Below are 13,268 nucleotides of genomic sequence, written 5' to 3'. Positions count from 1 at the left end.
GAGGCACCCACGCTGTTTACTCCTGAAACATCAGGCACAGAAAACAACGGTTAATTTTTAGCTGAACCAATATATCCGACCCTGTTTTTATTCAATAAGAGCAGGGTCTTTTATTTTACTCTGTTCAAATACTAAATAGAAAAAAATGAAAAGATGGCTAACTATGCTAACCTGTTTGTTGGCAATTGCACTACAGGCACAAGTAGTTTCACCAATTACAGAAAAAACAAAGTCCATGAAAAAGATGGATGGCTTTTTTCCCTTTTGGTACGATGCAGCAAATGGCAAAATCTGGTTGCTGGTAAATAAAATCAATTCTGAATTTTTGTATGTAAATAGTTTACCTGCCGGACTGGGATCTAATGATATAGGCCTCGACAGAGGACAACTGGGCGACACACGTATTGTTTATTTTCACAAAGTCGGAAAAAAATTATTGCTGATTCAGCCCAACTATAATTACCGGGCAAGTTCAGCAGATATCAAGGAACAAAAAGCAGTTGCTGAATCCTTTGCCTCGTCCACACTGGCATCCTTTACCATTGAGGCTGAGGAAAATGGGAATTACCTGATAGATATGAGTGCATTCCTGTTAAGAGATGCCCATGGTGTAGCAGATAAAATCAGAAGCATGCGTCAGGGGAGCTATACTTTTAACGAAGCCCGTTCTGCTGTGTATATCAATAACACGAGGAATTTCCCGCTAAATTCTGAATTTGAAGCAATAATTAGTTTTGTGGGTGGATCAGATGCCGGAAGACTGGTGAGATCAGTCAGTCCCTCTACTGAAGCCATTACGGTAAGGATGCATCATTCTTTTGTTCAACTACCCGACAATCAGTACAAGCCCAGAAAATATGATATCAGAAGCGGATATTTTGGAAAGACCTATTTTGACTATAGCAGTGATTTTACAGAACCCATCCAGCAAATGGTTATATCCAGGCATCGCTTATTTAAAAAAGATCCTAAGGCAAGTATCAGTGAACCCGTTAACCCCATTGTCTATTATCTAGACAATGGCACGCCGGAACCCATTAGATCTGCTTTGCTGGACGGAGCAAAATGGTGGAATCAGGCATTTGAAGCAGCAGGATATAAAAACGCGTTCATAGTAAAAATACTTCCAGACTCTGCAGACCCGATGGACATCAGATATAATATGATTAATTGGGTACATCGTTCAACCAGAGGATGGAGTTATGGAGCATCCGTAACAGATCCACGCACAGGGGAAATAATCAAAGGACAGGTAACCCTGGGGTCATTAAGAGTAAGACAGGACTATTTAATCTTTGCCGGATTACTTTCACCATACGAAACCGGCAAAAAAGTACCGGAAACCATGCGCCAGGCTGCATTACAGCGACTAAGACAATTATCGGCACATGAAATAGGACATACATTGGGATTGCAACACAATTATGCTTCCAGTGTTAACAACAGAGCTTCAGTTATGGACTATCCGCATCCCGCAGTTGTATTAAACAATAAAGGTGAAATTGACTTCAGCAATGTTTATACCAATGAAATTGGAGAATGGGATAAAAGGGCTATCCAATATGGCTACTCGCATTTTGCGGAAGGTATTGATGAGAAAAACGCACTCAATGCATTATTAGAGGAGAATCAGCGCAAAGGTTTATTGTTTATTGCCGATGCAGATGCAAGGGCAGTGGGGGGATTTCACCCGGATGCGCATTTATGGGATAACAGCACTGACCCTGTAGCAGAATTGGATAATGTACTTGCAGTAAGAAAAAAAGCATTAGAAAAATTCGGGGAGAACGCCATTCGTCCCAATGAACCCATGAGTTTACTGGAAGATGTATTGGTTCCTGTATACAATTACCACCGCTATCAGTCCGAAGCGGTAAGTAAATTAATTGGTGGAATTAATTACAGCTATAATGTAAGAGGAGACAAGCAGGTGCAACCTACTGTAATTCCTGCTGCAACTCAACAAAAGGCTTTGCAAGCAGTTTTAAAAAGCTTATCTCCGGAAGTATTAACTATTCCCAATAAGATTGTTCAAATGATACCACCCCGCCCTCCTATGTATTATGGCGTTGGTGAAACCTTCCCGAAAAGAACGGGCATGAGCTTCGACCCATTGGCTGCTGCAGAAGCACTTGCCCATTTTCAATTGTCTTTCCTTTTTAATGCGGAACGAGCCAACAGATTGGTTCAACTAAAAGCCATGAACGGAACGCCTGGCTGGGATGATGTATTGGATGCCATTATCAATGCAACCTGGAAAGCTACACCAGAAAAAGGTTTGGCCAGAGAAGTGCAAAAACAAACCCAGCAAATGGTACTAACCTGGTTGCTTGCATTAAGCAAAAACGAACAGGCCAACTATGCAGTACAGGCCATTTGTTTTAACAGACTGGACGCATTAAAAAAGTATGCAGCTGCTCAATTGAATAGCCCTAATGACAAAGCACATTTTAGTTATGCCATTGAGAGAATCAATAATCCCAAAGAGATTGCACTACCACAGCACAGGGAAATTCCTCCGGGAGCACCCATAGGATGCGAGTGGGATTGAGTAATAAATTGTTTTGCAGATTGCAGTATATAATAACAACGCTTCTGCAAGACGAAACATTTCTAATAAAAGAGGCTGCCTCATATGAGACAGCCTCTTTCATTTATTTCAAAAGCTAAACGCCTTAGATAGTATTGATTATACCAACATTCTTACAGGTTCTTCCAGCAACTGCTTCAAGGTTTGTAAGAAAGCAGCTCCTGTTGCTCCGTCTACTACTCGGTGGTCGCAGCTTAAAGTAAGCTTCATGATATTTCCGGGAACAACCTGACCGTTCTTCACAACAGGTTCCTGAGAAATACCACCCACAGCCAAAATACAGGCATCCGGAGGATTTATGATGGCCGTAAACTGATCTATACCAAACATACCCAGATTAGAAATGGTGAAGGTGCTGCCCTCCCAGTCGGATGGCTGTAATTTTTTATCCTTGGCTCTTTGAGCAAAGTCTTTAACTTCTGCACCAATCTGAGATAGAGACTTGCTGTCTGCAAACCTTACAACAGGCACCAATAATCCCTCGTCTACTGCTACCGCAACACCAATATTAATATGATCATTGTAACGGATAAAATCACCCATCCAGCTACTATTAATTTTAGGATGCTTTTTCAGCGCCATGGCAGTGGCTTTCACCACCAGATCATTAAAGCTCACTTTTACAGAAGCCACTTCATTAATCTTGGTTCTGGCCGCAATGGCTGCATCCATGTCAATTTGCATGGTTAAATAAAAATGCGGTGCAGTAAATAAGCTTTCGCTCAAACGCTTGGCAATTACCTTACGCATTTGTGAAACAGGCACATCAGTATAGCTAACCTGTCCAACTGCAGCGTTGCTTACAACAGGTGAAGCAGATTTTGCAGCAGGTGCAGATGCAGCAACAGCCGTAGCAGGCGTATACTGATCAATATCTATTTTAGTAATTCTGCCATTGTCTCCTGAACCTTTTACATATTTAAGGTCTATGCCTTTTTCTGCAGCAATTCTTTTGGCCAATGGAGAAGCAAAAATTCTTCCTGTATTCACCACTTCAGGCTCGGACACCGAAGCGGAAGTAGCTGCCGATGGTGCAGCGACTGTACTTGTGGCAGCCAGAGCCGGAGCAGCAGCTGGTGCTGGAACGGAAGCAGCAGAACCTGATCCCGCTTTTACGGCAGCTACAATAGCCGCAACATCCAATCCCTCCTTACCTATAATACAAAGTAAATCGTTTACTAAAATTTTTTCGCCCGGCTGAGCTCCCTGGTACAATAAAATACCATCCTTGTAGCTCTCCAGTTCCATAGTGGCTTTGTCGGTCTCAATGTCTGCTAGTACTTCTCCCTTCTTTACTACATCTCCTACATTTTTTTGCCAGGAAGCAATTACCCCTTCCGTCATGGTATCACTTAAGCGAGGCATTAAAACCACTTCTTCCATTGCAGAAACATCAATTCCTGAAGTTGCGCTAGAAGTTGGCTCGGGGATGGAAGCTGTAGCAGGTGCAGCCGTCTCAACAGTGGCAGCAGGTGCCGGAGCAGCAGAGTTTCCACCGTGAATCTTTAATAAATCACTGATATCTTCCCCTGGCTTGCCAAAAATGGCCAGCAAATCGTTTACCTGTAGCTTTCCGCCATTAGGAGTACCTATATGCAATAACACGCCATCCTGGTAGCTTTCCAGCTCCATGGTTGCCTTATCTGTCTCAATTTCTGCAAGAAGATCACCTTTTTTAACTGTGTCTCCAACGTTTTTATGCCATGCGGCAATTACCCCTTCTGTCATGGTATCACTCAATCGGGGCATTAATATCACTTCAGCCATTGTTCGTATCTGCTTTAAATGAGCCGTGAAATTACGTTAAAAATCAACTCAATTACTGCCCCTGTGCCAGACTGTAGGCTTTTTTATCGCCCCACATATTTAAAATTTCTGTTGAGCATACTTTAAAATCAGCCGTAAGGCGCTTATATAATTCAATGATATCAATCTGGGTCAGTGGCTGGTCTCCCACACTCTCAAAACGACAACGGTATTGATTTACCAGATTGGTGAAAACAGAACCTTTAGGCCATACCTGCGTACCGCGGTTACTGATGGTTACCAGCTTAAACAGATCCAGTGTATGTTGCAAACACTTGTCTGCCACAACAGTAGGCTGTTCATTGCTCTCAATAAACATATCTACCCCAACAATAAATTCATTCATTTCCTCATTGGATTCCAACATGGGGTTGTGCTCCAGCTTAAATACAGTTGGAGTAATCGCTGCATCCTGAAGCATTGGCTTAGGGTTATGCGCGGGTTGTTTACCAAAATTGGCAATGATGGCATTGGCAAATTCAGTTGTATTTAAAGCCGGTGTATTCTTATCTCCGAAGTCGCCAGTATGTTGACCAGACTCCAGGGTATACAGTAGTGCATTTTCAATCATTGCAGCTGACTGCATTAATCCTAGGTGACGTAACATACCAAATCCACTTAACAACAGAGCGGTTGGATTGGCAATATTCTTACCAGCTATATCCGGAGCAGTTCCATGAACCGCTTCAAAAATAGAAATATGATCTCCGATATTGGCAGAAGGCGCAAATCCTAATCCACCCACCAAACCGGCACAAAGATCACTTACAATATCCCCCTGTAAATTGGTTAGTACCACCACGTCAAATAAATCGGGGCGGCTAACCAGCTTCATACACAAATCATCTACAATTACATCATCCGCTTTTAATTCCGGATATTCCTTGGCAATTTCATAAAACACTTCAAGGAACAAGCCGTCCGTCAACTTCATAATATTGGCCTTGTGTCCGCAGGTAATTCTTCTGCAGCCTTTCTTTTTAGCCATTTCAAAAGCATAGCGGATAACCTGAGCACTTCCCGGACGGGTAATAAATCTTCTACTCAATGCTACGTCGTTGGTAAGCATATGCTCAATTCCGCCGTAGGTATCTTCTATATTCTCTCTAACAATGGTAATATCAATAGGCACTCCTGCTTTACTAAAAACGGTATCAACACCATGCAGGGTTTGGAAAGTTCTTTTATTGGCGTAGGTATTCCAGGTTTTACGGGCAGTTACATTTACACTTTTCACTCCCTTGCCCTTGGGTGTTTCCATAGGACCTTTAAATAAAATCCCCAACGATTCAATGGTTTGCTGCGCTTCCGGCGTCATTCCGTTGCTATATCCTTTGTCGAATACCCATTTTCCCATTTCTACCACTTCGTATTCAAGAGGAACTTTAGCAGCATTAAATATGGACAAAACGGCGTCCATAATCTCAGGACCAATTCCATCTCCTTTAGCTACGGCAATTTTAGTCATAATCGTTGATTTTTGTGGTGCAAAAGTACAGCCGAATCAATGATTTTAAGCATTTATTCACAGGTTAATTTCTTAAAATTGACCATATAGAATGTTAATTTACCTACATTTACAATGATCAATAACAATATCTATGGTTTCTAAAATTTCAGCGGGAATTGAAATCACAGTAGAAGTTTTCTATCAGTCCGATTACAGCAATCCACTGAAAGGAGAATTCATGTTTGCCTACCGAATAACCATAGAGAACCACAATAAATTTTCGGTACAATTACTCAGAAGACACTGGTTTATTTTCGATAGCAATGCAGAACACAGGGAAGTAGAAGGAGAAGGTGTTGTGGGAGTACAACCGATACTGGCTCCGGGAGAGCAGTACACTTATGTAAGCGGCTGTAATTTAAAAACAGAAATGGGGAAAATGCAGGGAACTTATACCCTCATCAATCAATATTCGCAGGAAACATTTAAAGTACCCATTCCGGCTTTCGATTTAATAGCACCCTCTAAAATGAATTAACCTGTTACAAGGTTAACCAGGCTTGTACCTGGATTCTTCAAATAATTGAACGGGATCTTTCTTCATGAGGGAGTCCATGCTAATCCCTTTATTTTTAGCCGCCCATTTTTTTACAATTTGCCAGCCAACAAATTGCCCGATATTACCGGGGGAGTCTTTTCCCAGTGCATTGGTAAATGGTCCGTCAGTTACATATTCCCGAATCAGTTGCGGATCGGTTTTGTATAGCATATCATTCTGAACAAAGAAAGCCCAGATATTTTTTTCATTGGCATAACAGGCATCCAGTTGTTTTTGCTGATAACCAATAATTAAAGAGTCGGCAGTTGATGGAAGCAAATGATCTGTCAGATAAATTCTCTTTCCTGATTCCACCATTTGTGCAATTAATGGTTTTCCGAAATACTGACCAGGGTAGAGGTCCATTACAATTGCATTCATGGCGTTAACCGGAATATAGGCCGGTTCAAATCTTCTTGAAACATAAGCAGGATAAAGCATTTGTCCCTGTTCGCTGGTGTAAAGAGGATGATCTTTACCCATGAACAATTGTAATCCAATGGCAATAGCATCTTCTGTTATAATGGTAGCAAAGCTGTTAACAGGCCCCACAAATGAGATGATTTTTTTGGGCAAAGGGTACTCAGGAAAATAATATTTCACTAGTTGCAACCCATTTTTTACTGTATTAAATTCTTCAGATTGCTTTTTAAAAATGGCTGTGCCCGATTTGTACAGGGGTAAATAGGCTTTGTAAAAACTTTTCAGATCTGTGGTTTCTCTTTGCGGCAAGAGTTCCAGTATATTAGACAGAAAGTCGGTAGTAAATCCGGGATATTTTTGATTCAGGCCCTGAATAGCCGCTTCCAGTTGCGTGGTATCAATAGAAAAAAAATCGTCTTCAAAATGCTGAATATCCACTTTCACTTTTATATGAGATACATCCGGAGAGGCTTCCCGGTTGTTGCAGGAAACTAAACCAAGGGCTAGTACGGATATCAGGAAAAATTGTTTCATATGCGAATTAACGGAAAGGATTGCCATCCTATTGTTAAATTGATGAAATTTGCAGCATGAAAATATTCATAGCCCAGCAAAATTATCATATTGGCAACTTTGCATACAACACGGCCAAAATAATCGAAGCAATTAAAGCAGCCAAAGCTGCAGGTGGAGATTTGATTCTATTCAGCGAAATGACCGTTTGCGGATACCCTGCCAGGGATTTTGTTGAGTTTGAAGATTTCATTGAAAAATGTACGGAAGCAATAAATACCATCAAGGAATATGCAGATACCATTGGGGTGCTGATTGGAAGTCCGGTTAAAAATAATCACCAGAGAGGGAAGGATTTGTTTAATGCCGCCTACTTTTTATATGAGAAAGAGGTAAAAGCTGTAGTGCACAAAACCCTCTTACCTACTTACGACGTCTTCGACGAATACCGATATTTTGAACCTGCATACGAATGGAATATCATTCACTTTAAAGGGAAAAAACTGGCAGTAACGATTTGCGAAGACATCTGGAATTTGGGAGACAATCCCTTATACAGAATTTGTCCGATGGATGAATTAATGAAATTCAATCCGGATATCATGCTGAATCTAAGCGCCTCTCCTTTCGACTACACACACGACGAAGACAGAAAAGCAGTCATTAAAGCGAATGTGCAGAAATACAGGATTCCCCTTTTTTATTGCAATGCAGTAGGAAGTCAAACAGAAATAGTTTTCGACGGCGCTTCGCTGGTTTTTGACAAAGAAGCCAACCTTATGAAAGCTTTTCCCATGTTTGAAGAAGCATTGGATTATGTTGAGTTAAATGATAACGGAAGCATCAACGGTCCCATATTGGAACCAGCCAGCAGAATACCGGAAAAAGAATTGAATCCGGCCAAACTGGAACCCGAATTAAATATTGAACAGGTCTACAATGCACTGGTATCAGGCATTCGGGATTATTTCAGCAAAATGGGCTTTACCAAAGCCATATTGGGTTCATCCGGCGGGATTGATTCTGCTGTAACCCTTGCCATCGCCTGTGATGCACTAGGGGCTGAAAATGTAAGAGCCATTTTAATGCCCTCTCCTTACTCTACTGATCATTCAGTAAACGATGCGGTTGCACTCAGTAAAAATCTGAACAACCCTTTTGATATTATCAGGATAGATTCGGTTTACCAATCTTTTTTGCAAACACTGGAGCCACTGTTTAATGGATTGCCCTTTTCACTGGCAGAAGAAAATATTCAAAGCAGAAGCAGAGGAAACCTGTTGATGGCCATCGCTAATAAATTTGGATACGTACTATTGAATACTTCCAACAAAAGTGAACTGGCCACCGGATATGGAACACTCTATGGAGATATGGCAGGAGGTCTGGGAGTATTGGGAGATTGTTATAAACTGCAAGTGTATGAACTGGCTAAATTCATCAATCGCAACAAAGAAATTATCCCGACAAATATTATTTACAAAGCACCCAGTGCAGAATTAAGACCCAATCAAAAAGACAGCGACAGTTTGCCGGACTATCAGGTATTAGACAAGCTATTGTATCAATACATTGAAAAACGCCTAAGTCCGGATAATATAAAAGCTCAGGGGTTTGATGCAGCATTGGTTGACCGTACCATTAAAATGGTCAACAACAATGAATACAAACGTAACCAGTTTTGTCCAATCATACGTATTTCGCCCAAAGCATTTGGAGTGGGTCGCAGAATGCCGATTGTTGGAAAATACCTGAGTTAATAAAAGTACACCGGCATTAATCCTGACGGCTTAAAACCAGTACCGGTACATGACTATGGAATGCCAGTTTTTTGGTATGACTGGAAGAAAAAATTCTTTCAAAGAAATTATGTTCCTTGGGCACTGTAATCACCAGGTCAACGCCCTGTTCATCTACAAATTGATTGATACCATCCAGAAAATTCTTTGCGTGAGAAAAGTGATAGCTTGGATTCAGTTTATCCATCACGGTATGTACGGCAAAACTCTCCCCCATTACAGTACCAGGAAAAGTTTCTTCAAATTCACTGGGTTCCCCTTCAATATTAAACACAGCTAAGCTAGCACCTGTTATTTGTTGAAAAGCAGCAATCTGATTAACCGGAATGTATTTTTCTGCATCATTGAAGTCGCAGGCAAACATGAGTTTTTTTACTGGCTTAAAAACACAATTGGCCGGAACGATAATTAAGGGCAGAGAAGTATTTTCAGCTATATGAACCGTGTTACTGCCAATTAAAGTTTCTTCCAGCGCCCCACCTCCGGTAATACCCATCACAACCAATTCAATAGGATCTTTTTCCTGTAAATCTTCCAACGCAGAAAGTATGGAACCATAAACGGCAAGTGTATCAAAAATTAAATGGCTATCAGAATATTTTACGAGCAAATCAGCTCTGAACTGCAAGAGTCTGCTTTCAGCCGTTTCCCTGAACCCATCCACTTCCGGTATTTGAATACCGGGCATCATTGGATCAATGGCAACAGGTATTTCATAAGCATGCAACAGGATAATGCGTTCAGCATTTACCTGCTTGGCAAAATGAACCGCATAGTCTGCAGCATTACTGGCAGTTGCTGAAAAATCGGTAGGTAAAACGATGGTTTTCATGTTTCGGTGATTTAGCATGAAGTTCCTACTAAATTTCTACACAAAAAATGAAAAAAATCATGAATTATAAGTTTTCTATAATTCCGGCAATTCCTTGTCCGCCGCCCACACAGGCAGTAACCAATCCGTATTTTTTATTCAATCGCTTCATATCGTTTAGCAGTTGTACAGTTAGTTTACAACCTGTGCAACCCAACGGGTGTCCCAATGCAATGGCACCTCCGTTTATATTTACTCTGGATGGATCCAATCCCAATTCTCTTATAACAGCCAGAGACTGAGAAGCGAATGCCTCATTCAATTCAATTAAATCTATATCAGCCAGGTTCATGCCGGCTTGCTTCAACACTTTAGGAATGGCAGCTACCGGACCAATTCCCATGATTCTGGGATGCACACCTGCAGAAGCACAATTCACCAGTCTACCAATGGGTGCCAAACCAAGCGACTTCATCATTCTCTCACTCATTACAATAGCAAAAGCAGCGCCATCACTGGTTTGAGAGGAGTTACCGGCGGTTACTGATCCGTTAACTGCAAAAGCTGGCTTTAATTTAGACAGCCCTTCAACGGTGGTATCCGCTCTTAATCCCTCATCCGTATCAACAACATAGGAACGGGTAGCTTTTTTACCCTTTTCATTTAAGTAAGTTTCTTCCACAGTAATGGGAAGTATGCCCGATTTAAAATAACCATTCTCAATTGCATTCTTTGCTTTCATATGAGACTGATAGGCAAACTCATCCTGGTCTTCTCTGGAAACATTATACTCATTGGCAACTGCTTCTGCAGTTAAGCCCATACTTAAATAATAATCAGGTTCATCTTTTGCAATGGCATAGGAAGGAACGGTTTTCCAGCCGGCAGTGGGAACCATACTCATACTTTCTGTTCCACCTGCAATAATACATTCAGCCATGCCCGTTCTAATTTTAGCAGTTGCTGTAGCAATACTCTCTAACCCACTTGCACAATATCGGTTGATTGTGATACCGGCGGCATCAATACCCAATGCTTTGGCTGCTATAATTCTTCCAAACTGCAATCCTTGTTCTGCTTCAGGAACAGCATTACCAACAATCACATCATCAACCAGCTTCGTATCCAGCTGAGGCACGGAAGCAACCAATCCCTTGATAACTTCTACAGCCAGATCATCGGGTCTGAAAAACCGGAATCCACCTTTCTTACTTTTCGTTACTGCGGTTCTGTAACCTGCTACAATGTAAGCTTCTTGCATAAACTGAATTTATTAATACCAAATGTAAGAAAAAGGTTTAAAAGTTGTTTATGCAACTAAATTTTAAATGGTCCTTTGGGGGTATTTTCGCAAAAACTTATCAATTGTATACGTTAATAAGAAATCTGCTGTTCAAGGCGCCTCCTGAAAAAGTGCACTATTTTTCAATGAATAGCCTGAAAATAGCTACTTCTCTTGGCCTGGGGGATACCTTAATCAGAAATTCCTTTCAATACAAAGGGACCGATCTGGAGAAAACCGTAATGGGAATTCGTTTTAAAAACCCTGTAGGATTGGGTGCCGGATTCGATAAAAATGCAGCCTACCTGCATGAACTGGAGGCATTGGGATTTGGATTTGTAGAGATAGGAACTGTTACACCAAAAGCCCAGGCAGGCAACGACCTTCCGCGCCTGTTCAGATTACCGGCAGATCAGGCATTAATTAATCGGATGGGGTTTAACAATGAAGGGGTAGATGCCATAAAAAAAAGACTGGTAAACTGGAATAGCCGTGGTAAAAACAGCGACCTGGTTGTGGGCGGAAACATTGGTAAAAACAAAGTGACTCCCAACGAAGAAGCCTGGAAAGATTATACCATCTGTTTTAATGAGCTTCACAATGAAGTTGATTATTTTGTTGTGAATGTAAGTTCTCCCAACACACCTGGCCTTAGAGAACTTCAGGAAAAAGACGCACTTAGAAAAATATTCGGAGAACTCCAATCCATTAACGCAGGAAAAAATCAACCCAAACCCATCTTATTAAAAATAGCTCCGGATTTATCTCAGCCTCAACTGGATGATATTGTAGCCTTATCCATGGAAATGAAATTAAGTGGTCTGGTAGCATCCAATACCACATTGGACAGATCTAACCTTAGCCCGGCATCTGCCGCATTAAGCAATGAAATTGGCATGGGTGGACTTAGTGGAAAACCCGTGAGGGAAAAATCAACCCGGATTGTCCGCTATATTGCAGAACAAACAGTTGGAACCATCCCCATTATAGCCAGCGGTGGCATATTCACCGGAGAAGATGCAAAGGAAAAATTAAAAGCAGGTGCGGCTTTAATTCAGGTATGGACCGGATTTGTATATGAAGGCCCATCTATTGTAAAAAACATTTGTACTTACTTAGCAAAAAATAAATAACCCCATACATGGAGCACTTATTCACCACGGAGAGCTTAATCAGCTTTTTGATTCTTACCATTCTTGAAGTGGTACTTGGCATTGACAATGTAATTTTTGTCAGTATTATCATGAACCGGATGCCCAAGGCATTTCAGAAAAATGCAAGACTGATCTGGATGGTAACCGGCATTATCACAAGAACTATTTTATTGTTTGGATTAAGCTGGCTGCTATCTCAAAAAGGCAAACCAGTATTCAGTGTAGCAGGAAAAGATTTTGATTTGGCCAGCCTGGTAATGCTGGCGGGAGGATTGTTCCTTATTTATAAAACAGTAAAGGAAATTCACCATAAGCTGGAAGGAGAAGAAGATGCTTTGGCAGGAAGAAAATCAAAAGAATTAGGAATTGCCAATGGTATTGCACAAATCATCATGATCGACATGGTCTTCAGTTTCGATAGTATCATTACTGCAGGTGGTACAGCCAAGCACCTGGAAGTAATGATTGCCGCTGTAGTAATTGCAATGATTATTATGTTTTTATTCAGCCCCAATATTTCTTCATTTATACATAAGCATCCAACCCTTAAAATGCTTGCTTTGTCTTTTCTGGTAATGATTGGTATGGTCCTATTGGTAGAGGGATGGAATGCAGAACAGGCACATGAACTCCACTTAAAGCATTATGTATATTTTGCCATGGCATTCTCCTTTATTGTTGAGTTGCTGAATATGAAAGCCAGAAAGAAAACAGTGCCAGTTAAACTTAGAGAACATCATATTGAAGTTCCTCAGGAAGGATATAATGATCAGGCAAAATAAATAGCCTATTATAAACAGAGCATAAAAAAAGCAGGTGACTAACTATTCACCTGCTTTTTT

General features: G+C 41.0%; 10 protein-coding genes. 5 read left to right on the top strand and 5 right to left on the bottom strand.

Translation table 11 applies throughout. The annotated features are described in order from the left end of the window. Positions 1 to 145 precede the first annotated feature (145 nt). On the top strand, positions 146 to 2,551 hold the full coding sequence (locus tag P767_RS0113635; RefSeq protein WP_026764972.1) for a zinc-dependent metalloprotease: 2,406 nt from the start codon (positions 146 to 148) through the stop codon (positions 2,549 to 2,551). 138 nt (positions 2,552 to 2,689) lie between these two features. Here P767_RS0113635 and P767_RS0113630 read toward each other — a convergent pair whose 3' ends face one another. Both P767_RS0113630 and P767_RS0113625 read right to left on the bottom strand, forming a co-directional pair. Further along, positions 2,690 to 4,357: a pyruvate dehydrogenase complex dihydrolipoamide acetyltransferase gene (locus tag P767_RS0113630; RefSeq protein ID WP_026764971.1), complete on the bottom strand. Its 1,668-nt coding sequence runs from the start codon at positions 4,355 to 4,357 to the stop codon at positions 2,690 to 2,692. Between the two features lie 52 nt (positions 4,358 to 4,409). Beyond that, positions 4,410 to 5,864, bottom strand: coding sequence for an NADP-dependent isocitrate dehydrogenase (locus P767_RS0113625; RefSeq protein ID WP_026764970.1), 1,455 nt, complete (start codon positions 5,862 to 5,864; stop codon positions 4,410 to 4,412). A 133-nt stretch (positions 5,865 to 5,997) separates the two neighbouring features. On the opposite strand from P767_RS0113625, the gene apaG reads away from it, so the two are divergent. Next, positions 5,998 to 6,384: a Co2+/Mg2+ efflux protein ApaG gene (gene apaG, locus P767_RS0113620; RefSeq protein ID WP_026764969.1), complete on the top strand. Its 387-nt coding sequence runs from the start codon at positions 5,998 to 6,000 to the stop codon at positions 6,382 to 6,384. Between the two features lie 12 nt (positions 6,385 to 6,396). On the opposite strand, the gene gldB is transcribed toward apaG, so the two are convergent. Further along, positions 6,397 to 7,401 (bottom strand): gliding motility lipoprotein GldB, encoded by a 1,005-nt coding sequence (gene gldB / locus P767_RS0113615; protein WP_037352814.1) that lies wholly within the window; start codon positions 7,399 to 7,401, stop codon positions 6,397 to 6,399. A 56-nt stretch (positions 7,402 to 7,457) separates the two neighbouring features. On the opposite strand from gldB, the gene P767_RS0113610 reads away from it, so the two are divergent. After that, positions 7,458 to 9,140 carry an NAD+ synthase gene (locus tag P767_RS0113610; RefSeq protein WP_026764967.1) on the top strand — a complete coding sequence of 561 codons (1,683 nt, stop codon included), beginning with the start codon at positions 7,458 to 7,460 and terminating at the stop codon, positions 9,138 to 9,140. A 16-nt stretch (positions 9,141 to 9,156) separates the two neighbouring features. On the opposite strand, the gene P767_RS0113605 is transcribed toward P767_RS0113610, so the two are convergent. Both P767_RS0113605 and P767_RS0113600 read right to left on the bottom strand, forming a co-directional pair. Further along, positions 9,157 to 10,011, bottom strand: a complete 855-nt coding sequence (locus P767_RS0113605; RefSeq protein ID WP_172637551.1) for a universal stress protein — start codon at positions 10,009 to 10,011, stop codon at positions 9,157 to 9,159. A 64-nt stretch (positions 10,012 to 10,075) separates the two neighbouring features. After that, complete coding sequence (locus P767_RS0113600; protein ID WP_026764965.1) at positions 10,076 to 11,251, bottom strand: acetyl-CoA C-acyltransferase; 1,176 nt, start codon at positions 11,249 to 11,251, stop codon at positions 10,076 to 10,078. Positions 11,252 to 11,301: 50 nt separating this feature from the next. Here P767_RS0113600 and P767_RS0113595 point away from each other — a divergent pair, with 50 nt between their 5' ends. Together P767_RS0113595 and P767_RS0113590 are read left to right on the top strand one after the other, a co-directional pair. Continuing rightward, positions 11,302 to 12,405 (top strand): quinone-dependent dihydroorotate dehydrogenase, encoded by a 1,104-nt coding sequence (locus P767_RS0113595; protein WP_245586893.1) that lies wholly within the window; start codon positions 11,302 to 11,304, stop codon positions 12,403 to 12,405. An 8-nt stretch (positions 12,406 to 12,413) separates the two neighbouring features. After that, entirely contained in the window at positions 12,414 to 13,208 is a 795-nt protein-coding gene (locus tag P767_RS0113590) for a TerC family protein (protein ID WP_026764963.1), read from the top strand. Positions 13,209 to 13,268 lie beyond the last annotated feature (60 nt).

It is taken from the genome of Sediminibacterium salmoneum NBRC 103935 (assembly GCF_000511175.1).
Lineage (GTDB): Bacteria > Bacteroidota > Bacteroidia > Chitinophagales > Chitinophagaceae > Sediminibacterium > Sediminibacterium salmoneum.
This window is presented reverse-complemented; position numbering and strand designations above follow the sequence as displayed.

Bases quoted from the DNA above. Each gene is read 5' to 3' on its own strand.
- P767_RS0113635 (WP_026764972.1), top strand. From the start codon at position 146: ATGAAAAGATGGCTAACTATGCTAACCTGTTTGTTGGCAATTGCACTA.
- P767_RS0113630 (WP_026764971.1), bottom strand. From the start codon at position 4,357: ATGGCTGAAGTGATATTAATGCCCCGATTGAGTGATACCATGACAGAA.
- P767_RS0113625 (WP_026764970.1), bottom strand. From the start codon at position 5,864: ATGACTAAAATTGCCGTAGCTAAAGGAGATGGAATTGGTCCTGAGATT.
- apaG (WP_026764969.1), top strand. From the start codon at position 5,998: ATGGTTTCTAAAATTTCAGCGGGAATTGAAATCACAGTAGAAGTTTTC.
- gldB (WP_037352814.1), bottom strand. From the start codon at position 7,401: ATGAAACAATTTTTCCTGATATCCGTACTAGCCCTTGGTTTAGTTTCC.
- P767_RS0113610 (WP_026764967.1), top strand. From the start codon at position 7,458: ATGAAAATATTCATAGCCCAGCAAAATTATCATATTGGCAACTTTGCA.
- P767_RS0113605 (WP_172637551.1), bottom strand. From the start codon at position 10,011: ATGAAAACCATCGTTTTACCTACCGATTTTTCAGCAACTGCCAGTAAT.
- P767_RS0113600 (WP_026764965.1), bottom strand. From the start codon at position 11,251: ATGCAAGAAGCTTACATTGTAGCAGGTTACAGAACCGCAGTAACGAAA.
- P767_RS0113595 (WP_245586893.1), top strand. From the start codon at position 11,302: ATGCAACTAAATTTTAAATGGTCCTTTGGGGGTATTTTCGCAAAAACT.
- P767_RS0113590 (WP_026764963.1), top strand. From the start codon at position 12,414: ATGGAGCACTTATTCACCACGGAGAGCTTAATCAGCTTTTTGATTCTT.